The 21,863-nt window shown below is 61.3% G+C and carries 17 protein-coding genes; 3 read left to right on the top strand and 14 right to left on the bottom strand.

Going from position 1 to position 21,863, the window contains the following annotated elements; translation table 11 throughout:
- The first annotated feature begins 24 nt into the window (after positions 1-24).
- Positions 25-249 (top strand): YgdI/YgdR family lipoprotein, encoded by a 225-nt coding sequence (locus tag HKK54_RS26380; protein WP_010169379.1) that lies wholly within the window; start codon positions 25-27, stop codon positions 247-249.
- 137 nt (positions 250-386) lie between these two features.
- Entirely contained in the window at positions 387-656 is a 270-nt protein-coding gene (locus HKK54_RS26375) for a hypothetical protein (protein WP_169388349.1), read from the top strand.
- A gap of 131 nt (positions 657-787) precedes the next feature.
- On the opposite strand, the gene HKK54_RS26370 is transcribed toward HKK54_RS26375, so the two are convergent.
- From HKK54_RS26370 to HKK54_RS26325, 10 genes are all read right to left on the bottom strand, one after another.
- Entirely contained in the window at positions 788-2,218 is a 1,431-nt protein-coding gene (locus HKK54_RS26370; protein ID WP_169388348.1) for a polyurethane esterase, read from the bottom strand.
- 51 nt (positions 2,219-2,269) lie between these two features.
- Entirely contained in the window at positions 2,270-5,380 is a 3,111-nt protein-coding gene (locus HKK54_RS26365; RefSeq protein WP_169388347.1) for an autotransporter serine protease, read from the bottom strand.
- A gap of 129 nt (positions 5,381-5,509) precedes the next feature.
- Positions 5,510-8,467, bottom strand: a complete 2,958-nt coding sequence (eprS, locus tag HKK54_RS26360) for an autotransporter serine peptidase EprS (RefSeq protein ID WP_169388346.1) — start codon at positions 8,465-8,467, stop codon at positions 5,510-5,512.
- Between the two features lie 197 nt (positions 8,468-8,664).
- The gene (locus tag HKK54_RS26355; RefSeq protein ID WP_169388345.1) at positions 8,665-10,002 is read right to left on the bottom strand and encodes a TolC family outer membrane protein; all 1,338 of its coding nucleotides are present in this window, start codon (positions 10,000-10,002) and stop codon (positions 8,665-8,667) included.
- Positions 10,003-10,004: 2 nt separating this feature from the next.
- A complete protein-coding gene (locus HKK54_RS26350; RefSeq protein ID WP_169388344.1) occupies positions 10,005-11,339 on the bottom strand; it encodes an HlyD family type I secretion periplasmic adaptor subunit in 1,335 nt (444 codons plus the stop codon).
- On the bottom strand, positions 11,336-13,087 hold the full coding sequence (locus HKK54_RS26345; RefSeq protein ID WP_169388343.1) for a type I secretion system permease/ATPase: 1,752 nt from the start codon (positions 13,085-13,087) through the stop codon (positions 11,336-11,338). The genes HKK54_RS26350 and HKK54_RS26345 overlap by 4 nt, the downstream gene beginning before the upstream one ends.
- Positions 13,088-13,191: 104 nt before the next feature.
- Positions 13,192-13,560 (bottom strand): AprI/Inh family metalloprotease inhibitor, encoded by a 369-nt coding sequence (locus HKK54_RS26340; protein WP_169388342.1) that lies wholly within the window; start codon positions 13,558-13,560, stop codon positions 13,192-13,194.
- A 74-nt stretch (positions 13,561-13,634) separates the two neighbouring features.
- Positions 13,635-15,083 carry a serralysin family metalloprotease gene (locus HKK54_RS26335; RefSeq protein ID WP_010169402.1) on the bottom strand — a complete coding sequence of 483 codons (1,449 nt, stop codon included), beginning with the start codon at positions 15,081-15,083 and terminating at the stop codon, positions 13,635-13,637.
- Positions 15,084-15,447: 364 nt separating this feature from the next.
- Positions 15,448-16,548 carry a DmpA family aminopeptidase gene (locus tag HKK54_RS26330; RefSeq protein ID WP_169388341.1) on the bottom strand — a complete coding sequence of 367 codons (1,101 nt, stop codon included), beginning with the start codon at positions 16,546-16,548 and terminating at the stop codon, positions 15,448-15,450.
- Positions 16,549-16,557: 9 nt separating this feature from the next.
- A complete protein-coding gene (locus HKK54_RS26325) occupies positions 16,558-17,922 on the bottom strand; it encodes an APC family permease (RefSeq protein WP_169388340.1) in 1,365 nt (454 codons plus the stop codon).
- Between the two features lie 196 nt (positions 17,923-18,118).
- On the opposite strand from HKK54_RS26325, the gene HKK54_RS26320 reads away from it, so the two are divergent.
- Entirely contained in the window at positions 18,119-18,913 is a 795-nt protein-coding gene (locus tag HKK54_RS26320) for a helix-turn-helix transcriptional regulator (protein ID WP_169388339.1), read from the top strand.
- A 69-nt stretch (positions 18,914-18,982) separates the two neighbouring features.
- On the opposite strand, the gene HKK54_RS26315 is transcribed toward HKK54_RS26320, so the two are convergent.
- The 4 genes from HKK54_RS26315 to HKK54_RS26300 form a co-directional block, all read right to left on the bottom strand.
- Positions 18,983-19,468, bottom strand: a complete 486-nt coding sequence (locus HKK54_RS26315) for a M10 family metallopeptidase C-terminal domain-containing protein (RefSeq protein ID WP_169388338.1) — start codon at positions 19,466-19,468, stop codon at positions 18,983-18,985.
- 257 nt (positions 19,469-19,725) lie between these two features.
- Entirely contained in the window at positions 19,726-20,199 is a 474-nt protein-coding gene (locus HKK54_RS26310; protein WP_169388337.1) for a hypothetical protein, read from the bottom strand.
- A 158-nt stretch (positions 20,200-20,357) separates the two neighbouring features.
- On the bottom strand, positions 20,358-21,437 hold the full coding sequence (locus HKK54_RS26305; protein ID WP_010169417.1) for a polyamine ABC transporter substrate-binding protein: 1,080 nt from the start codon (positions 21,435-21,437) through the stop codon (positions 20,358-20,360).
- 60 nt (positions 21,438-21,497) lie between these two features.
- Positions 21,498-21,839 (bottom strand): cupin domain-containing protein, encoded by a 342-nt coding sequence (locus tag HKK54_RS26300; RefSeq protein WP_010169420.1) that lies wholly within the window; start codon positions 21,837-21,839, stop codon positions 21,498-21,500.
- Between the last annotated feature and the right edge of the window lie 24 nt (positions 21,840-21,863).

Genomic DNA, 21,863 nt, shown 5'->3' with positions numbered 1-21,863 from the left:
TTTCGAAGGGTCAGGGTAAGGGTTATGAGCATGAAGAATTTGGGTCTGGCACTGGGTATGTTGACGATGCTGGTATTGGCCGGTTGCTCCACGCAAACCGTAGTGACGTTGCAGAACGGCACCCAATATTTGACCAGGGATGTGCCGAACGCGAAGACTGCGGATGGTTTCTACGAATTCACCGACATCGCCGGCAAGCACATACGGGTCAAGGCCGCCGACGTCGCGACCGTGATCAAGGAGAAATAAAAAAAACCGCGCAAATGCGCGGTTTTTTTTGGCATGGGCAAAATAAACAAAATTTTACCGAAGGATTTCCACCGCCCCCGCGTTTAACCGATCAACCGCCTTCATCTTCGAAAGCGGTACGACGGAGAACCATGGCCATGGCATTCATGTCCCGAGCGGTGCGCGCTCTGCTACTCATTCCCGTGATGTGGGCTGCGCTGGCGAGCACGCCGGTGTTTGCCGACACCCTCATCATCCGCCAGGCGCCAGCGCGCGTGGTGATCGTGCAACCGCCTCCTCCCGGCTACTACGGCCACTGGGGTTATGGCTACGGCCCGCGAGGCTACTGGCCACGCGGGCATTACTACGGCTACGGCTACGGCCAACCCCATCGCCCGTACTGGAACCACGGCCACTACTGGAGATAACCCCTCCCCAGACGCTGACTAACCCCGTGGCGAGGGAGCTTGCTCCCGCTGGGCCGCGAAGCGGCCCCAAAAAACGGGCCTGCTGCGCAGTCCAGCGGGAGCAAGCTCCCTCGCCACAACAGCAGCGCTATTTAGCTGATGGAAATTCCATCGCCCCAAACCCCGGCCAGTCCAACCCCAACCAGCGTTACCGAGTCCGCGCCAAAACTCAGCACCGTATCACCCCCCACCACCTTGGCGTGATCACGCCAGTCAGCACTGCCCTCCACGTCCCGGAACACCAGCTTGTCGGTGGGCTGGTAGCCGATCACCCGGTCCTGCCCAAACTGCCCTCCGAACAAAAAGGTGTTATGCCCACTGTTGTCGCGGATCGTGTCATTGCCCTTGCCACCCTCGATGAAGTCCACGCCCTTGCCGCCCTGAATCAGGTCATTACCGTCACTGCCAATGATGAACGTGTTGCCCTTGTGGGGCTCGGCGTTGCGGTTAAGGTCCTGCACCCAGGTATTGGCGCGGGCCGGGTCCGACAGGTTGGCCACGATAATCGTCGAGTCCCGGCTGGTCAGGTCGTAGAACTGCGAGTCCAGCACCCGCGTCAAGCCATCGCCATACGCCGTGGGCAAATGGGAGATCCAGGTCGGTACATTGACGATGGAAAACGGCAGGACATTCCACAGCGTCGACGCATAGTGATCGTTGAAGCTGACGATATTGTCGGTAGTCGACTCATGGGGCTTGTCGTGCACGCCCAGGGACGAGAAATTGAACGACGAACCGTCCAGGGCGCGAAATACCGGGTCATTTTCATACCCGATGTTCAGCACCTTGTCGCCGGCACTCTGGGTCGGCGAGGCGTAGGCCACGTAGTTGGAATCCTTGTAGAACCCCGACCATTTATTGCCGCTCAAGTCGGCCATGCTGTTGACCGCCAGGCCCCCCAGGCTATGGCCGCTGACCACCACGTCCTTGCCCGTCAACCCATGGCTGCCGGCATACGCCGCGACATCCTTGAGCAAGGTGCCAAAGGCTTCGCCCGCGTAGTTTTTCGCGTAATCCTTCGGCCCCAGCGCGGCCAGCAGGTCACTGACCAAATCGCCGATGGAATCGCTGATCAGGGTTTCCCGGGGGCCGGAGGTGCCGCGAAAACCGATGCCGATTTCCAGCAACTTGCCGTCACCATCGTACTTGCCCAGCACTTCCACCTGAGCGGTGGTATAGCCGGCTTTTTCACCGAAGAACGTGCCCCGCGCATCCACCTTGCCGCCGTAGCCCAGGGTGCTGGCGCTGATGGGCGTCCAGCCGGCCTTGTGCACCGCATCGAGGGCGGCCTTTTCCGAATCGGGGTTCCAGGGAATCCCCGGAATCACCCCTTGGGAATCGGTACTGCCCAGCAACGCGCCCACCAGGGTCGCCGGCAGCCCCAGGCCAAAACCGTTGTGCTGGTAGCCCACGGCAAAGCCGTTATCCAGGTTGTGGTAGGAGTACAACGTGATCGCCATGGCATCGGCGAACAACGCTTTGGAGCCCTCGGTCCCGAGGTTTTTATAGTCAAAGACACCCATGGTATTGCCTCTCTTTTGTTGGAATTGTCGAGAAAGCCAAACAACGGTATTTCAGAACGCCCAGTCGAGGCTCAAGCCGACGCCATGGACTTTCTCCTTGCTGGCCAGCAGGCCGTTGTAATCAAGATTCACCTTCGCGTCCTTGCTCAGCGCCAGGCTGACCCTTGCGCCCACCAGCGCTGCATCACGCACCATCGGCGAGCTCTCCACGGAGAACGATGGGCTGCCCGATGCAAATGCCAGGTGGCGTTCGGAGTCGACGCTGCTCAGGTTGTGCTGCCAGCCCAGCGTGCCGGAAAGCTCCAGTTGCTGGTGGTCGCTCACGTTCAAGGTTTTCAGCGCCCTTACGCCCAGGGTGCTCAACACCAGGTCGCGGCTGTCATTCCCGCCCTTCAACGCCGCCGCATCACCCTTCTCGGTAAACCCGTCGGCATCCAGGTGCACATACGCCAGGTTGGCGAACGGTTCCAGGGCCAGGGGTTGCAAGTTCAGGCGATACGCCGCTTCGGTAAACACCTGGGTACTGCGGGCATCGACCTTGGCTTTTTGCTTGCCGGCGACTTCACCGTATTGCAGCTCGCGCTTCACATCGGCACGGTGCCAGCTGTAGGTTGCGCCCCCGCTCAAACGCAAGGCGCCGATCTCGTGCCCGACATAGGCACCCAGGTGATAGCTGTCGACTGATGCGCGGGAGTGGGTGTCACTGCCCATGTTCAGCGACGTGTCGCTGTAGCCCGCCACCAGGCCCAAACGGGTGTCTTCGTCCAGCGCGCCGTCCACACCCGCCAGCATGCCGCCGATGGAGGTGGTGTAGCCTGCCGTGTCGCTGCGGCTGTCGGTCTTGCCCCAGGCGCCGAGGGCCTTGACCCAAACGTTGCCGCGGCTGTCGATAGTCTCGGTCGATGCGCCCATTTCGCCTTGCTGCAAACGCTCGCCCACGGCTTCGCGCAGGTAGCGGTTGTCATTGACCAGCGCGGTTTCCAGCGCCGGGTAGATTTCCCCGGACAGCTGCTGGAATGCACCCTGGGCCGACGCCGCATTCGGCGCCGACAACAGGCTTTCATACACAGCGTTACCGGCGCCCAACTGTTCGGCAGCGGCTGCCACCGAGCGTTGATTCGGCGTGACCGCCACGCTGGCGAAGGTGTTGGCGTTGCGCGCCACATCCAGTTGCACACCGTTGGCGGCATAGTTCAGGGTGCCGCCGAGAAACAGGTAGTTGGGCAGCACCGAACCGAAGCTGCCAGTAATGCCGCCGGCGGCCTGAAGGATGTTGTACTGGCGACCGATCAGGCTTTCGGCCTGGGTCTGGGTCAGCAGTGTCGGGCTGTTTTCCAGGGCCAGGGTCACCGTGCCGCCGCCGAGGGTGGCCTTGCCACCGGCGACGATGCGATCACTGTTGGTGGCCGACAGCTCCACCGCATAGGTGGAGCCGGCTGCGAAGCTCACATCCCCCGCGACGTTCAGCGTGCCAATGGAATTGCCTGGCGCCACGGTACCGCCGCTGTTGGCGGTGAGTGAACCGATGTGCCCGGAACCACCCACTACCCCGCTGCTGCCTACGGTGACGTCGGAGGTGATCGAACCATTGATTGCCAGCAACCCCTGGTTGACCAGGGTCGGGCCGCTGTAGGTGTTGGTGCCGGTCAGCACCAGCGCGCCAATGCCCTGCTTGGTCAGGCCGCCATGCCCGGCGATGTCGTTGCTCCACACGTCCAGCCCGCAATGCACGTCGGTGCAAAGGCGCTGGGTCGGTTTACCGGCATCCACCACGGCGCCCATCCCTGGCAGGTCCGCGACGAATTGGCCGGAGCCGTAGGCGCCGTCGATTCGAAACTCGGCCGGAATATCCTCAGCCGTCACAAACATCCCCGGGCCGTTGATGGCCTTGCCCAGGTTGATCATGCCCCAGCCGTACAGCGAGTCGATGCCCGGTGCGCCGAGGTCGGTCGCGGTGGTTTTGAGCAGCGTGGAAATCTGGTCGCCGCTCATGTACGGGAAGCGCTCCATCAACACCGCCGCACTGCCGGCAACATGGGGCGCAGCCATGGAAGTGCCGTTGAAGTTGGCGTAGTCGGTGGTCAGGTTTTCCAGGGTGGTGCCGTTGATCACCGAGCTGTAGATCTTGGTCCCGGGCGCCGCGACGCAAAAGCTCGCGGCATAACCGCAGCGAGAGGAAAAGGTGCTAATCACGTACGGGTCGGCACTGGTGGTGTCGGGGTTCTGCTGCAAGGCCGCCACCGACAACCAGTTGGGTGCGATCTCCGGCACGAAGTACGCCAGGCCCGAAATCGCATCCGGGTTATTGCGGTTGTAGTCGTTGCCGGCGGCGAAGATCGTCAGCACGCCGCTGCGGGCCGCATCGATCGCACCCTGATAGGCACCGCCGGCGATCGTGCCGAGGATCGGCCGGATATTATTGAACTGGGCCTGCGCCTCATTGACCGTGAAGTTGGGGAACGCCGGATCACGCCCGCCCTTGGCGTACTGGTCACCAATCCCAATGCCCCAGCTGTTGTTGATGATGCGCGCACCGCTGGCCACCAACGCGTCCCAACCGGCTTTGTAGACCGCGCCATCGTTGCCCAGGATGATCCCGTCTTCGGGGCCCGGGTCACCGTTTTCGGCACTGATGATTTGCGCATCGAACGCCACGCCATGCATCGGCCCGCCGTCGCGATTACCCGCCGCAATGCCGCCGACGTGGGTGCCGTGGTTGCCGAGCTTGCCGTTGGAGCCCAGGGACGGCGTGCCGTCGTAGCGAAAGGCGTCCCCGGCCTTCACCGGGATGTACGGGTCGGTGTATTGGCGGATGCCCTCGGTCACGATCGTGACCACTTTGCCGGGGCTGGCGAATTCCGGGTGCTGGGCGTACACCGGCTGGTCGAAGATCCCCAGCTTCACGCCTTTGCCGGTGTAGCCGGCGGCGTAGGCAGCGTCTGCATGCACGGCGCCCAGGCCCCAATCGGCCTTGAACTCATTGCTGCGCCAACTGGCAGCGTCCCCCAGTTTCCCGGTTTCGACGTAGGGTGCGGCCTGGGCGGTACCCAGGCTGGCCAGGCAACACAGCAACGCGCCGTATGGCACGCCACTCAGGGCCTTGAGCGGGTAGCCCGGGCCTGTCGGGATGGCGGATTGAAACCCTCGTTTTGTTGTTTTCACGGTGGACTTCCTTGTAGGAGCGAGCTTGCTCGCGATGGTCGTTAACGATGACTCGGGCTTTCTGGATAACTGTGCTGCGTTCAGGTTTTTCGCGAGCAAGCTCGCTCCTGCATGAAGGTGGCGTACCGTTTAGAACTGCCAGTTCAGGCTCAACCCCACGCCCTGGATTTTCTCCCGGCCAGCCAACTGGCCCGTGTAGTCGAGGTTGACCCGCGTGCTTTTACTCAACGCCAGGCTGGCCTGCACCCCCACCAGCGCCGCATCGCGCATCAGCGGCGAGCTTTGCACCGCGAACGACGGCCCACCGGCGACAAACGCCAGGTGCTCCTCGGATTCGACGGCGCTCAGGCTGTGCTGCCAGCCCAACGAACCGGATACGTCCAGTTGCTGCCGGTCATTGAGGGCCAGGGTTTTCGACGCCCGCAGGCCAAGAGTGCTCAGCACCGCGTCGCGGCTGTCACTGCCACGCGCCAGTGCGGCGGCGTCGCCTTTCTCGTGAAAGCGTTCGTTGTCCAGGTGCACGTAGGCCAGGTTGGCGAACGGCTCCAGCGCTACCGCTGGCACGTTCAAGCGGTAGGCTGCCTCGGTAAATACCTGGGCGCTGCGCGCATCCAGCTTGGCCTTCTGCTTGCCGCTGACCTCGCCGTACTGCAAGTCGCGTTTCACATCCCCGCGATGCCAGCTGTAGGCGCCACCGACGCTCAGCCGCCAGTTGCCCAGCTCATGCCCGGCATAGGCGCCGAGGTGGTAGCTGTCGATGGACGCCGAGGAATGGGTGCCGCTGCCCATGTTCAGGGAGCTGTCGCTGTAACCCGCCACCAGGCCAACGCGGGTCTGCTCGTCCAGGGCGCCGTCGACGCCGGCCAGCATGCCGCCCAGGGAGCTGGTGTAGCCTGCGGTTTCGCTGCGGCTGTCGGTCTTGCCCCAGCTGCCGAGCGCCTTGACCCACACGTTGCTTTCACCGGCCACCGGCGTATGGCGCAGGCGTTCGCCCACGGCGTCACGTACCTGGCGGCTGTCATTGATCAACATCGTGCCGATGGCCGGGTAGATTTCCCCGGACAGTTGCTGGAAGCCCTGTTGTGCGGTGGCCAGTGAGTCCGAGCGCAGGATGCTTTCATACACCGGGTTGCCGGCGCCCAGTTGCTCGGCGGCGGCCGCCACCGAGCGCTGGTTACGGCTGGCGCCGACACTGGCAAAACTCGCGTCACTGCGGGCAATGGCCAGTTGCACGCCGTTGGCGGCATAGTCCAGCGTGCCGCCCAGGAACAGGTAGTTGGGCAACACGGCACCGAACTGGCCCTGGATTCCGCCCGCCGCCTGCAGGATGGTGTACTGGCGCCCCACCAGGCTCTCGGCCTGCTGCTGGCTGAGCAGGGTCGGGCTGTTTTCCAGGGCCAGGGTCACGGCACCGCCGCCGAGGGTAGCCTTGCCGGTGGCGACGATCTGGTCGCTGCGGATGGGTGTGAGTTCGACTGCATAGGTGGAGCCGGCGGCGAGGTTCACATCCCCGGCCACCTGCAAGGTGCCCACGGAATTGCCCGGCGCCACGGTGCCGCCGTTATTCACCTGCAACGCCGCAATACGCCCGGCGCCGCCCACGGTGCCGCTGTCATTGACCGTCACCGCAGAAGTCAGTGAGCCGTTCACCGCCAACCGGCCACCGTTGACGGTGGTGGGGCCACGGTAGGTATTGTCACCCGTCAGGATCAGGCTGCCCGCGCCGGATTTGGTCAGGCTGCCTTCGTAGATACGCTGGGCCGCTGCCGCCGCCCGGGCGGTGCCAACGGCGTAGTCGGTCTGGTCCTGCTGACTCGCACCGGCTCCCACGCCGTTTTCCCAGCCCCTGTCGCGCAGGGTTTGCTGCCAGGCCAGGGTTTCGGCGCTGTCTTCGGCCCGACGCTGGATCAGCGCCTTGTCGGAGATCGCGTTACTCCACACATCGCCCTGCCCGGCCGCCAGCGTGACCGTCATGGGGCCCAGCAACTGCCCAGGCCCGTGCATCGCCCGGTCCAGGTCCGGCACGCCCCAGCCGACCTGTGTGGTGGGTGCGTCAGTGACCGCGCCATTAAGCTGGGTGGCCGTGGTCAACAACACCTGCAAGGCCTGCTCGTTGTTCAGGTATGGGTAGCGTTCCATCACCAGTGCCAGTGCTCCGGTGGCATGGGGTGCCGACATCGAGGTGCCGGATTTCACCCCGTAGCCGCCCTCGGGAATGGTGCTGTTGATCAACGCTCCCGGCGTGGAAATGCACCAGTACTTGGCGATGCCACACTGGTTGTATTTCTGGTTATTCGCCTTGTCCAGGCCCGACACCGCCAGCCAGTGGCCTTCCAGCCCAGGCTGAAAATACGGCAAGGCCGAACGCACGCTGGCGTTGGCATAGCCGCTGTTGCCGGCGCTGAACACGTTGATCACCCCGGCCTTGGCCACATCGGCGGCGGCGTCGAGCCAGGTGTTCTGGTTGTAGTGCTGGGCATAGGCCGCGTGCAGGTCGCCCAGGGTCTGGTAGCTGACATCCTTGGGCTGGCTGCCCCAGCTGTTGTTGATCGCGCGCACGCCGGAATCCACCAGGGCGCTGTACACCGCCTTGAAGTACTGGGGGTCCGGTGTGGGGCCAAACAGGAAACTGTCGTTGGCATTGGTGTTGCCGACGTAGATCTGCGCGTTGTACGCCACGCCGTGCATGCCCACGCCATCACGGGCCGCGCCCATGGTGCCGGTCACATGGGTGCCGTGGGAGTCGTTGTTGGGGTTGAGGGCGCCGGTGGTGTTGAACGGGCTGCCATCGACGTAGGTACCGCTGGCGGTGACCGCGTGATAACGGTCCTTTGAGGCTTCGGGATGGTTGGGGTCAAAACCCGAGTCCAGCGCGCCGATCTTCACGCCACTGCCGGTGATGCCGGCCGCGTAGGCCTCGTTGGCTTTCATCCGGTCCAGGCCCCAGTCGCTCTGGAACTCGGCCGAACGCCAACTGGCGGGATCGCCCGGTTTGCCGGTTTCGAGGTACTGCCCGTGGGCCGCCACGGACAGCAGCAGCAAGGAGCCTGCGGTGAAGGGTTTGAAGCGAGGTGAATCGGTGATCATGAAGAGTCCTTTTTCTTATTGTTGAAATACCTGTAGCGAGGCTGCCTCCTGTGGCGAGGGAGCTTGCTCCCGCTGGGCTGCGTAGCGGCCCCAAAAAAAGCGGGAGCGCTGCGCACTCCAGCGGGAGCAAGCTCCCTCGCCACAGCAAGCTCCCCCACCCCAAAAGTCCCCTGCACCCGGCAATACTCATCCAGGCATCAGCGGCTCATAGGGCCAAACGCCTCATCCACCTTGGCCAGGTCGGTGTCGCGCAAGTTGCCTGCGTAGTAATGCAATTTGGTCCAGGCCATCAGGTAGTCGTAGCGCGCCTGGGCCAGGTCGCGACGGGTGCTGTACAGCTGCTGTTCGGCGTTCAGCGCATCGAGGTTGACCCGCTCGCCGCCGAGGATGCTTTGCTTGGTCGACACCACCAGCGCTTCGGCCGAGGCCAGGGCCTTCTGGTAGGCGCGCAGCTTGCTGACGCCTGACAGGCAGGCGCTGAACTGGCGACGCAGTTCGATCAGGGTTTCGCGGGTCTTGCCTTCCAGCTCGTACTCGGCCTGTTCCATGGCGCGGCTGGCCTGGCGGGTGGAGGCCGAGACCCCGCCACCGGCATACAGCGGCATGCTGATTTCCACGCCAATGGTGTTGGTGTCGTAGCGCTGGTTGTAGGTGTTGCCGCTGTCGGATTCCTGCTGCCGCGAACTGGCATAGGCAGTTACCCGTGGCATATGCCCGGCACGGTTGCGCTCCACTTCATAGCGCGCCACTTCCAGGGATTGGCGTTGCGAGGCCAGGGTCGGGTTGTTGGTCAGGGCGAGTTCGTGCCAGGTGTCGTAGTTGGCTGGCGTCAGGGTGAAGGCGGCAAACCCCGGGTTCAGTGGCGCCAGGTCGTTGATGTTGACGCTCTGCACGCCGATCAGCGCACCCAGCTCCCGCAGCGAAGCATCCTGCTCATCCAGCGCCTGGATTTCTTCGGCGGTGGCCAGCTCATAACGGGATTCGGCTTCGAGGATATCGGTACGGGTGCCTTCGCCTTGTTGGAACAAATGCTGGTTCTGCTGAAACTGCTGCTCGTACGCCTTCTTTTTGGCGCGGGCAATGTCGATCTGGTCCTGGGCAAACAAGGCCTGGGTGTAATAAGTCAGCACCCGCACCAGCAACGCCTGGCTCTTGTCGCGAAAACTCTCGTCGGCGAACAGCGCCTGGGCCACGCCCTTGCGGTAGTTGGCATAGGCTTCGTAGTCGAACAGCGGCTGTTGCAGGGTGAAGGTGGAGCCGTAGCTGTTGTAGTTGCGGTCGTCGTGATAATTGCCGCCGCGCCCGTCCGGCAAGGTGGCCTGGGAGTTGTTGCGGCCCTTGTTGTAGTTGTACGACAGTTTGGGCAGCAGACCGGCGCGGCCAATGGTGCGGTTTTCCAGGCCGGCGTCACGTTCCTTGATGGCGCCGAGGAACACCGGGTCGTTGCGCAGGGCCTGTTCGTAGACATCAAACGGGCCCATGGCGGCCTGGGCGCTGCTGCAGGCGAGTAGCAAGGCGATGAACATCGGTTTCATGTTCATTCCTCGGTCAACGCCGAGCCGGCGCGGTCCAGCAGCGGCTTGAACAGGTAGTTGAGCAAAGAGCGTTCGCCGGTGCGGATAAACATCTCGGCGGGCATGCCTGGCTTGATCACCAGGCCATGGAGTTTCTCCAGGGCGCTGCTGCTGACGGTGGTGCGCAGCACGTAGTACGGCATGCCGGTTTTTTCGTCGAGCATCTGGTCGGCAGAAATCAGGCTCACCTCCCCCGGCACCCGGGGCGTGCGGCTCTGGTTGAAGGCGGTGAACAGGATGTCCACTGGCAAATGGGTGCCGACCTTGTCCACCAGGTGCACCGGCAAGCGCCCTTCCACTTCCAGGCGAGTGTCCTGGGGCACGATTTCCAGCAGGGTTTCACCGGCACGCACCACGGCACCTTCGGTGTGCACGCTCAGGTTGACCGCGATGCCATCGGCCGGGGCGTTGATTTCGCTGTGCTGCAGGTCGAACCCCGCGGAGGTCAGTTGCTGCTCCAGGGTCAGGCTGCGCAGTTGCGCGTCGGCCAGTTGGCTGCGGACCTCCTTCTGATACTCCTCGCTGTGCTGTTGCAGCTTGAGCCGCGATTCAAGAATGCCCTGCTCCACCCGCCCGCTTTCGCCGGTGTTCTGCGCCAGGTCCTGTTGCACCTGGGACAGCTGCCGCTGGTACTCCATCAGTCGGTTGCGCGGTATGTAGCCGTTGTCGGCCAAGGGTTGCAGGTTGTTCAACTGGTCGCGCAGGGATTGGGCCTGGGCGGTCAGGTCACTGCGGGCGCGGCGCATGCCGTTGAGTTGGGCAGTGGCGCCCTCGATGTTCGCGCGAATCCCGGCCTGTTCCCGGGCAAAGGCTTCGCGGCGGCTGCTGAACAGTTGGCGCTGGCCTTCCAGAACCAAGCCCAGGGCTTGATCCGGGTTACCGCTCAGTTCCGCCGGAAAGGTGATCGTCGACTGGTTGTCACGCTCGCTCTGCCACCGCGCCACGCTGGCCCAGGCCATGCGGTACTGGGCTTGCAGGGAGTGCACGTCAGCCTGGTTTTGCGTCTGGTCGAGGCGGAACAGCGGCTGGCCCTGCTTCACTGCCTCGCCTTCCCGCACCAGGATCCGGCTGACCACACCGGGGCTCAGGGTTTGCACGGCTTTGCGCTTGCCCGAGACCACCACGGTGCCCTGCACCGGAATGCCCTGGTCCAGCGGCGCCAGGCTGGCCCACAGGAAGAAACCACCGGCGCCGACCACCGTCAGCAGCCAGCCCATGCGGGCAAAGAAACGTGCGCCATGTTCGGGGTGAGCCTGTTCGTAATCGCGGTTGATTTGAATGCTGCTGTCGCTGCTCATGCGCCTGGATTCCTTCCGGCTTGATACTGACGGCTGAGGCTGACCCCGGTCTTTTCTCGCGGTGCTTCCTGCTGGCCGGACAGTGCCCGCAGCACGTCCTGGCTGGGTCCGAAGGCCTGCAAGCGGCCCTCGTTGAGCACCAGCAGCTTGTCGGCCTGTGCCAACGCCGAGGAGCGGTGCGTCACCAGCACCACCGTGCTGCCCTGGGCCTTCATCTGCATGATCGCGCTGGCCAGGGCGGCTTCGCCCACGGTGTCGAGGTTGGAGTTGGGCTCATCCAGTACGATCAGCCGCGGGCCGCCATACAACGCGCGGGCCAGGGCGACCCGTTGTTTCTGGCCACCGGACAGGCCGCTGCCTTCGTCGCCGAGCACGGTGTCGTAGCCGTGGGGCAAACGCAGGATCAGTTCGTGCACGCCGGCTTGCTGGGCGGCCTGCACCACTAACTGCGGGTCGGCTTCGCGAAAGCGTGCGATGTTGTCGGCGATGCTGCCGCTGAACAGCTCGATGTCCTGGGGCAGATAGCCGATATGCGGGCCGAGGTCGTCACGGTCCCAGCGATGGATGTCAGCACCGTCCAGGCGCACGGTGCCCGCCAGGGTGGGCCACACGCCCACCAGCACACGGGCCAGGGTCGACTTGCCGGAGCCCGAGGCGCCCAGCACGCCGAGCACTTCACCGGCCGTCAGGTTGAAGCTGACCTGATGCAAAGTCGGCACACGACGCCCGGGCGGGCCGGCGCTGACCTGCTCGAAACTCACATTGCCCTTGGGCGCCGGCAAGGCCATCTGTTCGCCCTGGGGCGGGAACTCGCGCATCAGGTTGTCGAGGCGCTGGTAGGCCAGCTTGGCCGAGCTCCATTGCTTCCACACGGCAATCAACTGGTCGATGGGGCTCAATACCCGACCCATCAGGATCGAACCGGCGATCATCATCCCGGCGGTCATGTCGCCCTTGATCACCAGCAATGCGCCCAGGCCCAGCACCAGGGATTGCAGGCACAGGCGCAGGGATTTACTCAGGGAACTGATGATCGAGCCCGTGTCGCTGGCCTTGTTTTGCAAGCCCAGAAACTGCGAATGCACCTTGAACCAGCGCTTGCGCAACGCACCCAGCATGCCCATGGCCTGGATGGTTTCGGCGTTGTGCAGGTGGCTGGTAGCCAATTGGGTGGATTGCTGGGAATACCCGCTGGCTTCGCCCAGGGGCTTTTTGGTCAGGTACTCGTTGAGGCACGCCAGCCCGATCAGCAGCACGGCCCCGGCGCTGGCCAACACCCCTAGCCACACGTTGAACAGGAAGATCACAAACAGATAAATCGGAAACCACGGCGCATCGAAAAACGCGAACAGTGCAGGCCCGGTGATGAACTGGCGGATGTGGGTCAAATCCCCCAGGGATTGGCCGCCGTGGCCCTCGCCCCGTTGCAGGTTGCGCTCGAAGGCGGCCTTGTACACCCGCAGGTTAAAACGCCGCTCCAACTGGCTACCGATGCGAATCACGATAAAGCTGCGGATCACCTCCAGCACGCCAATAAACGCGAAGAAGCCCACCACCATCAGCGTCAACATCACCAGGGTGGTTTCGTTCTGGGACGACAGCACGCGGTCGTAGACTTGCAACATATAAATCGACGGCACCAGCATCAATACGTTAATCAATGCGGTGAAGCAGCCAATACTGATCAGAATACTTTTGTAATCACCGAGTGCTTTAAACAGTGGTGCAACGGGAGTGGTCTTCGCCATGTTGCCTGATCTTCCCTGAGCCGAATGACGCGCAATAGTTTGCCCGGCGCCCCATTAAAGGGCGGGCAAACATTAAAATCGGGTTATATCGTTATAACGAACTATTAAGGTGCGCGTTGTAATAACAACACCGCGCCAGATTTGGAGCGCCCTTCATATTCGCCTTCTTTCTGGCGATTCAAATGTGTAATGCCCGTGCCTTCGGCATTCATCAACCAAATACCGTCGGGAGTCGGCGTCCAACTAACGGGCGCTTCCCCCAGCCATTGTCCGGCGCACGCTACATCCCCGCCGAGCGCGTTGGCTTGTTCGATCAAGTCCAGCGCGCACACCTGTTCCTGCTGGTGCAGCGCCCAATGCCCGGCCAGTTGCGCCGACGTAGGTAAAACCAGACTGTTTGCCATTGCTGAGGCTCCTGCCGACATAAGCATTGCCTGGAAACCCCAGGCCACTGTAGTGCGAAATAACGTCATCACCATCGCCCGTTCAAGGGGTGGACGCAAGGGCAGAGGGCAGCGCGTGCGCGCCGCCCTCCTTTACCCGTGTATCAGGCCACGATGTCGCTGACCGCTGCCTGGCCGACGGTGGTGACGAGGAAATCCGCCACTCCGTGCCCGGAGAAGTCCACGGCCAAGGTGCCCAGGTTGGTGCCCGAGGCGTAGGACAGCACCGCATCGCCAGCGTGACCGGTGAAGGCATTGACGAAGGTCAGGCCTGCACCTTTGGTGATGCCGGTGAGGTCGATCTTGTCCGAACCCGAGGTGAAGTCGAAGATCTTGTCGGCCGCACCCGGCTTGGAATCCGAGCTGGACCCGAACACGAAAGTGTCCGAACCTGCGCCGCCCCACAACTGGTCTGCCCCGCCACCGCCGTAGATGATGTCGTTGCCGGCACCGCCCTTGAGGATGTTGGCGGCGGCGTTACCGATCAGCAGGTCGTTGCCCGAGCCGCCGAAAGCGTTCTCCACGGTCACGCCCTTGGCGATGGAAACGTTGCCCACCAGGCCGCCAACGTCGGAGAACGAGGTCTCATTGAGGTTGATCTTCTGGTTTTGGGTAAAACCGGAGAAGTCCAGGGTGTCGTTGCCGCCACCGTCCCACACCGAGAACACCAGCTTGTCGGCCGATGAAGTGGCGCTGAGGAAATCACGCCCGGTGTTGGAGTTGAAGCCGTAGGTGGTGTCGCCGGCGCGGGTGTTGTAGTTGGCGCCGTAGAGCTTCTGGATCGCGGCAATGTCGTCGATCAGCGGGCCGGACGAGTAAGCCTCTACCCCGCCTTTGCTGAAGTTCTGGTTGGTGTTGCTCTCGCTCCAGTAACTCATGACGCTGTAGCCACGCGTGTCCTGTCCATAGTCCGCGTCTTTGTACGAAGGGTTGCCGGTCCCGGCGTTGTAGTCGCCAGGGTGGTCCAGGCCCAGGGTGTGGCCGATTTCGTGGGTCAGGGTCTGCCGGCCATAGTTGTTCAGGTCCGGGGTTTTGTTCGGCGTGTAGCTGCTGTTGGTCAGGTACCAGGAAGTGCCATCAAGGCCGCTTTCGTTGTACTTGGCGTTGGTGCCCGGCAGGTAGGCAAAGGCTGCTGCGCCGTCCTGGCCGCCGCTGTAGTTGCCGAAGGTCATGTGGAAATCACCGCCCGAGGCTTTCTCGGTGAAGGTGACATTGGCCACATCCGCCCAGGATTGCATGGCCAGTACGGCCTGTGCTTTCTGCTGGGTGTTGAACTGGCTGAACCCGGTGATCCCATGTTTGTTCATGGTCGCGTTGGAAGCCGAAGTCAGGAAGGTGTAGGTGAGGTCGATCTTGCCGTTGCCATCCACGTCCCGATACGCGGCGTTCTCACGCAGCAGGTGGTCTGCGGCCTGGTCAACGGTGAACGAGGGTTTGCCATTGACCGTGAGGTTGCCGCCGCGGTCGTATTGATGGCTAAAGCTATCGATTTGCGTATAGGCAGTACTTGCTTGAGCCGCCGATACAATAGCTTTGTCTTTTACTTTTGACATAAACGTACTTCCTTGTTTGCAAGTGGAACAGTTTTTGTCCGATAGAACCCACTCTGGCGAGTAAGTCCTATCACTCGCCCCTTTTGAAGGCGAAAGAAAACTGACACAACTTGAAATCATTCGTCCAGCGCTATTTTTGCGGGGCAAAACATGGCGCGGCGAATAATTCCTGCAAACGCTGGCTAGTAGCGACTTATAAAAAGACAACTATTTAAATATTAAATACCGCTAAAGTGGTTTTGCGAGGAATGGATCCAAAGTATTGATTGAGGTGCACTAAGAAAGTGTCACCGTGTCATTGTTAGTAGTGAATGGCCACCATCTTAGTACTTGTCCCGTATTACCGGGACAAGACTTAATCTATTTATTGATCGCGCCAGCCGGTTTGGCGCAGTGCCGGCAGGAGTGTTTGCGCATCCAGTGCCGGTACCCGCACACCGTGGTCGGTGGTCATTTCTTCGCCGGCCAGAATCGCATTAATGATCGCTTCCTCCACGGCCTCCGCCGCCGCGCTGAACAACGGCGAAATGTGGTCGTTATTGACCATGTCCAGCCGCGTGCTGAGGGGCAAACCCTTGCGCCCGTAATCGGCCACCGGCAAATCCTGATTGCCGGTGGCGAACGCCAGGAACAGGTCCCCGCTGGAATCTTCGGTGCCGCCGCCGGTGCGTGCAATGCCGATGGACGCCCGCTGCGCCAGGCGCTGGCATTGATGGGGTAACAACGGCGCATCGGTGGCGATGATCACCACAATGGAGCCCATACCGGGTGTACCGCGATCGGCAAACGGTGACGGGATGTCCATCAACTGCCGGCCTACCGGGTAACCGTCCACCCGCAACTCCTGGCGTTTGCCATGGTTGGCCTGCACCAGCACGCCCACGGTCCAGCCGCCCTGCTCCGCCGGCAGCCGCCGCGAAGCGGTGCCAATGCCGCCCTTGAACTCGTGGCAGATCATCCCGGTGCCACCGCCCACGGCGCCCTCCGCCACCGGCCCGGTTTCAGCGTTGGCCAACGCCTCGCGCACATGCTCCGGGCCGACGTGCTGGCCCCAGATGTCGTTGAGCAAACCGTCGTAGGTTTCCATCACCACCGGCATGCACCAGTACACCGCCGGGTCTGCCAGGCTTTCGCGCTCCAGGGCGATCAGTGTGTCGCGCACGATGCCGATGCTGTGGGTGTTGGTGATAGCCAACGGCGTGGTCAGCAACCCCGACTCGCTGATCCATTCCAGGCCGGTGGCATCGCCGTTGCCGTTGAGCACGTGGTAGCCGGCAAAACAGGGCTGGTGCCGTGCTGCACCGGCCCTCGGCTGGATCGCCGTCACGCCGGTACGCACCTGTTTGCCGTCGATACGGGTCTTGAGCGTGCTGTGGCCGACCCGTACCCCTGGAACGTCGGTGATGGCATTCAACTCACCGGGCGTACCCAGTCCCAACGTAATGCCCATTTGACGTGCGCGCATAACCACTCCTTACAATTTCTGAAACGCCGGACTCAACCGGCCACTGATGCAATACAGGATCACCGACAGCGCCAGCAGGCCGATGATAATCATGATGTCGCGAACCGAGGCGGCAATCGCCAGGGTCACCAACAGGTAGCCGGCGCCCAGCACCGCCATCAAGGCCGGCACCGGCCACAACGGCATGCGATACGGGTGCTCACGGTCACGCAGCACGACCCGACTCATCAGCGCACTCAGCGCGACGATCAGGTACACCAGCATGATCAGCAGCACACTGAAGGACGTCAGGTCCGCCAGGTTGGAGCTGAAGCTGAGCAACGCCGAAGGAATCGCCAGGAACAGCGTAGCCAACCACGGCCAATCCCAGCGCGGATGAATCCGGGTAAACAGTTTGTTGATGGTCGGCGTCCACAGCGCATCGCGGCCGCTGCTGAACACCACCCGGCCAATCTGGATCACGATGGCGACGATGGCGTTGAACACCGACAGGAAGATCCCGGCACTCACCAGCCGCGACAGGGTTTCATTGCCGTGGCTGGTCAGCAGGTAGCCAATCGGGTCGGGGCTGCTGATCATCGCGCTGAGGGACGGGGCACCGATCAGCAGCGCGGTGATCGGCACCAGTTCGATGACCACCACCAGCCCCAGGGACCACAACACCGCCTTGTGCACGCCCCTGCCGCCGCACTTCATGTCTTCCGCCAGCAACACCGCCGGGCCGTAGCCATTGAACGAAAACAGGCCGATGCCGACCGCGCCGATTACCAGCGCCCAGGGTGCGAGGTGCAACACGCCGTTTTCGACGATTTGCGGTTGCAACAACACGCTGACCGGCTGCACCGCGTTACCGAAGCCGATAAACACAATCACCAGCAACGCCGCCACTTCCAGCAGCAGGCAGGTGCCGGTGATCCATGCATTCAGCTTGATATTCAGGATACCCAGGGCGTAGCTGCACACCACTATCACCAGAGCCACGGTTTGTGAGTCGAATGTGGTGCCCAGGGCGTTATTCAGGTACGTCGCCGCGCCAGTGGCCAGCACCGGCGGGATAAACAGCAACATCACCAATACAGTGAGAAACGTCGCGTAGCCAGCCATGCCGCCGAACACCCGCTTGGCGTACACGTACTCGCCGCCCGCGCTGTTGTGGGCGCGGCCGAGTTCGGCGTAGCAAAAGGCGAACATCAGCGCGAGCAACGCGGCCATCACAAAGGCCAGGAACACCCCGCTGCCGGCCTGCTGGATCGCAAACGGCGCAATCACGAATACCGAACTGGCCGGCGTCACCGCCGAGACAGTGATGGCCACCACATCGAACACGCTGAGGGTGGGTTTCAGCACGCCGTCGGGCGTGGAAGGAGCACTCATATCGTTATCCTCTTGATTGTTCTTGGTTTGAGGCAGAAACGAAAAGGCAAAGCGACGCGGGGTATGTTCCTCGCTGACTGACGGCCAACTTAAACGCTCTGTATAAGGCGGCCAATTCCCCTATTGGAGTACTCCCCTTGACGCCACCGGGCAAAAGTCGAACCCTTGCGGCCTCATTCTTTGCGTGGAGCGGCACATGAGCCTGTTCAGGGAAGTCGGCATGCATGCGGGCCTGGGCCGTACCGTCGCACAGATCGGCACCGAGCGTTTCTGGAAACAACTGGTGCTGTTGTTGCACCAATGCGTGCCTTTCGACAATGCCCTGGCGATTTTCTACCCCGCCGACGGCCCGCCCCAGGCATTGGAGGAGTACGACGCCCAACCCAGCAGCAAACCGGCGTCGATGCTGGTGTATCTCAATGGTTTGTACTTGCTGGACCCGTTCTTCCAGGCCTGCCGCGAAGGCTATGCCAGTGGCGTGTACCGCCTTGAAGAAGTGGCGCCGGATCACTTTCGCCAGAGTGAATACTTCCTCAATTACTTTCACGACAACGTGCTGGAGGACGAGGTGCAATTCATCCTGCAACTGCCGGGCGCGGGCACGTTGTCGCTGTCGTTGGGCATGCAGCGGCTGTTTACCGGGGAGGAAACGGGGTTGATGACGACGTTGGCGGCCTGGGTGTTGCCGTTGATGCAGCAGCATTGGCAGCAGAGTACCCAGCGGGTGGCGGCGCCTGCGCAAATGGCCAGTCAGATTCGCGATGCGCTGAGTCATTTTGGTTGCGGGGTGTTGTCGGAGCGGGAGCTGGAGATTGCGCGGCTGGTGCTGCGCGGGTTTTCGTCAAAAGCCATGGCCGAACGGCTGAATATCTCGCCGGACACGGTCAAGGTGCATCGTCGGCACCTGTACGCCAAGCTGGATATCTCGTCGCAGCCGGAGCTGTTTTCGTTGTTTATCCAGTCGTTGGGGCATGATCTGGAAAACCCTTGACGCGGTCAGCGCTCAAGCCGGAGCAGCCCGGCACGTCATGCTTGAGCGCTAACAGCAACCGGCCCGGGTCTACTTGGGTTTATTAAATAGCTTGATATTTTTTTCCGTTAAATGAACGCCGTCGACATGCACAGCAAAGTGCTCGCCTTCGGGCGTTACTTTAATCGTCAGCACGCCCACTTCCTGGGGCCGCAAATACGTCAATTGCATATCCCCGACCTGTTGGGGCGGCCCTTCTGTCCGTTTGATTTGCGTTATATTCAACTTTTTGAGCATCCTGGAAAGATCAAGCCGGTCGTCCTTGGGATTAAAGTTGGAAATCCGGTCTGGGTCACTCGCCAGTGAGTCGGTAGGCTTTTCATACTTGAAACTGTTACGGCCCACATGCCCGACGAGTTGGTCGCCACCACCGCCGCCGATAATGACGGAATCCTGACCACGATTGGCCTCCAGTCGTTCGCTTGCGTCTGTGCCACGCAAGGTCGGGCGGGCCGTGCTGGAGGGTTCGGGGTAGGTCCAGGTTCCGCCGGTAGGGAGACGTTCAATGGATGACATAGGGGTTACCTTTTATAGGTGAATGAAAGTTCAAGTGACACCGACGGCTGCCGATGCGTCGATCCGAAACTTTCCACGGTTATAAAAGTATTTTCCAGCTTGCTTATATGAGCGCGCATGACGAATAACTAATGAAATTCTCCGAATCAATATGTCGGGAATTCATTAGCCATTCATCAAACGGTAGTGCTGCCTCTGGAAACAGAGGGCTTCAAAAACCCGGTAACGACGCTCGCAAGGTTGAAAAAGCAACCGACCTATACAGCGAATATAAAGTCACCCGTATAGACAACGCCCGCGAAAACCTCAGTAACAAATCGCAAGCGGCCATTTATGTGTCCGGATGAATGTTTTTCTATGTGCAACTCGCCACTGGCGGCGTGGGTGAAAACCTCGTGGATCTGTACACCTAGATAAGCCGTCGCGTAAGGACCACCACCCGGATCTGCCGGGATCGGGTAGGTACCGCCTGTCGCCTGGGCGTTTTTATGAAGATCAAAATAGAACTCGATACGATTCCCAGCATGCAACGGGTCGAGTGCGAGAATTGATACCCGCAACCGTTCGCTCGACTCGGAGCGCGACACTTGGAAAGCCGTCAGGTGACGTTCTTGATCCCTATTACTTTCCAGTGTCCCCTTGAATGTCCCCTCCACTCGATGCTCAGCAATATGCTTTTCCAGCTTTTTCCTTTGCTGACTGTATTCGCTTGAACTGTGATCGCCTGACATAGCAAAACTCCTTTAGAAAATAGGTTTCCCGCCATCAGACTGTGTAAAAAAAACCGGTAAAGCACTACTGTGAAAAATACCGGTTTTTTAGAACTGTTTGTAATGACTGTAATAACCATCCCTGCTTACTCCAGTACTGCTCACCTACATTGCGTCCATCAGCGACCTGTACGAATCGTGTTCCACACCCGCGTACGAATCCGGTCGATGTTCAGCGGCATCGCTTCCAGTGCAAACAGCTTGCCCATCATTTCCGGGCTTGGGTACACCTTGGTGTCGCTCTTGATCGCCGGGTCTACCAGGCTGTCTGCCGCCGCGTTGCCGTTGGCGTAGTGCACGTAGTTGGTGATGCTGGCCATCACTTCCGGGCGCAGCAGGTAGTTCATGAACGCGTAGCCGGCTTTTTCATCCGGGGCATCGGCGGGCATGGCGACCATGTCGAACCAGATGGCGGCGCCTTCCTTGGGAATGTTGTAGCCGATGTTCACGCCGTTCTTGGCTTCCTTGGCGCGGCTTTCGGCCTGGAGGATGTCGCCGGAGAAGCCCACGGCCACGCAGATGTCGCCGTTGGCCAGGTCTGCGGTGTATTTCGAGGAGTGGAAGTACGCCACGTATGGCCGTACTTTCATCAGCAGGTCCTCGGCCTTTTTGTAGTCTTCCGCCTTCTTGCTGTGGTGCGGCAGCCCCAGGTAGTTGAGCGCTGCCGGCAGCAGTTCCGGGCCGTTGTCGAGGATCGCCACGCCACATTTCTGCAGCTTTTGCATGTTTTCGGGCTTGAAGATCAGGTCCCAGGAATCCACCGGGGCGTTGTCCCCCAGTACGGCCTTGACCTTGTCGATGTTGTAGCCGATGCCGGTGCTGCCCCACAGGTAAGGGAAGCCGTGGGCGTTGCCCGGGTCGTTGTTTTCCAGGGCCTTGAGCAGCACCGGATTGAGGTTCTTCCAGTTGGGCAACTGGCTCTTGTCGAGTTTCTTCAGCGCCCCGCCCTGGATCTGCCGCGCCATGAAGTGGTTGGAAGGAAACACCACGTCGTAGCCGGATTTGCCGGTCATCAACTTGCCGTCGAGGGTTTCGTTGCTGTCGTACACGTCGTAGGTGAAGCCGATCCCGGTTTCTTTCTGGAAGTTCTTGGTGGTGTCGGGGGCGATGTAGTCCGACCAGTTGTAGATCTTTACCGTCTCGGCGGCTTGGCTGAGGGTGGCGACAAATACCAGCGGCAACAGGGCAATGGGTCTCATGGTTCGATTTCCTGGCGGTTTTAGGGCTGTTTTTATGGCAGGCGATCAAAGATCAAAGAATCAGAGGATCAATACATAGGTCTTGCGTACGGTTTCCTGGATGTCCCAGATACCCGTGCTGTTGGCCGGCAACATCAGTGCGTCGCCGGCTTCTATGTGGAGCATTTCCCCGTTGTCGGGGGTGAAGGTGCAACGTCCCTGGATAAAGTGGCAAAACTCCTGGGCCACAATCTGCCGGCGCCAGCGCCCGGGCGTACATTCCCAGATGCCGGTTTCGACGCCGTCGTTGCGCTCCACGCTCAGGGTGGAGGCCACTGCCACCGGCGTGCCCAATGGCACGGCAACCGGCGAAGAGTCGGGCAAATGGGCGCTCAGTGTGTCTTTGAACTGGGTAATGCTCATGTTCATACCTGTGGTGATTGAAAC

Source organism: Pseudomonas sp. ADAK13, assembly GCF_012935715.1.
GTDB lineage: Bacteria > Pseudomonadota > Gammaproteobacteria > Pseudomonadales > Pseudomonadaceae > Aquipseudomonas.
This window is presented reverse-complemented; position numbering and strand designations above follow the sequence as displayed.

What these genes read in the sequence shown, in the direction of transcription:
- HKK54_RS26380 (WP_010169379.1), top strand. Translation starts at nt 25, where the DNA reads ATGAGCATGAAGAATTTGGGTCTGGCACTGGGTATGTTGACGATGCTG.
- HKK54_RS26375 (WP_169388349.1), top strand. Translation starts at nt 387, where the DNA reads ATGGCATTCATGTCCCGAGCGGTGCGCGCTCTGCTACTCATTCCCGTG.
- HKK54_RS26370 (WP_169388348.1), bottom strand. Translation starts at nt 2,218, where the DNA reads ATGGGTGTCTTTGACTATAAAAACCTCGGGACCGAGGGCTCCAAAGCG.
- eprS (WP_169388346.1), bottom strand. Translation starts at nt 8,467, where the DNA reads ATGATCACCGATTCACCTCGCTTCAAACCCTTCACCGCAGGCTCCTTG.
- HKK54_RS26355 (WP_169388345.1), bottom strand. Translation starts at nt 10,002, where the DNA reads ATGAAACCGATGTTCATCGCCTTGCTACTCGCCTGCAGCAGCGCCCAG.
- HKK54_RS26350 (WP_169388344.1), bottom strand. Translation starts at nt 11,339, where the DNA reads ATGAGCAGCGACAGCAGCATTCAAATCAACCGCGATTACGAACAGGCT.
- HKK54_RS26345 (WP_169388343.1), bottom strand. Translation starts at nt 13,087, where the DNA reads ATGGCGAAGACCACTCCCGTTGCACCACTGTTTAAAGCACTCGGTGAT.
- HKK54_RS26340 (WP_169388342.1), bottom strand. Translation starts at nt 13,560, where the DNA reads ATGACGTTATTTCGCACTACAGTGGCCTGGGGTTTCCAGGCAATGCTT.
- HKK54_RS26335 (WP_010169402.1), bottom strand. Translation starts at nt 15,083, where the DNA reads ATGTCAAAAGTAAAAGACAAAGCTATTGTATCGGCGGCTCAAGCAAGT.
- HKK54_RS26330 (WP_169388341.1), bottom strand. Translation starts at nt 16,548, where the DNA reads ATGCGCGCACGTCAAATGGGCATTACGTTGGGACTGGGTACGCCCGGT.
- HKK54_RS26325 (WP_169388340.1), bottom strand. Translation starts at nt 17,922, where the DNA reads ATGAGTGCTCCTTCCACGCCCGACGGCGTGCTGAAACCCACCCTCAGC.
- HKK54_RS26320 (WP_169388339.1), top strand. Translation starts at nt 18,119, where the DNA reads ATGAGCCTGTTCAGGGAAGTCGGCATGCATGCGGGCCTGGGCCGTACC.
- HKK54_RS26315 (WP_169388338.1), bottom strand. Translation starts at nt 19,468, where the DNA reads ATGTCATCCATTGAACGTCTCCCTACCGGCGGAACCTGGACCTACCCC.
- HKK54_RS26310 (WP_169388337.1), bottom strand. Translation starts at nt 20,199, where the DNA reads ATGTCAGGCGATCACAGTTCAAGCGAATACAGTCAGCAAAGGAAAAAG.
- HKK54_RS26305 (WP_010169417.1), bottom strand. Translation starts at nt 21,437, where the DNA reads ATGAGACCCATTGCCCTGTTGCCGCTGGTATTTGTCGCCACCCTCAGC.
- HKK54_RS26300 (WP_010169420.1), bottom strand. Translation starts at nt 21,839, where the DNA reads ATGAGCATTACCCAGTTCAAAGACACACTGAGCGCCCATTTGCCCGAC.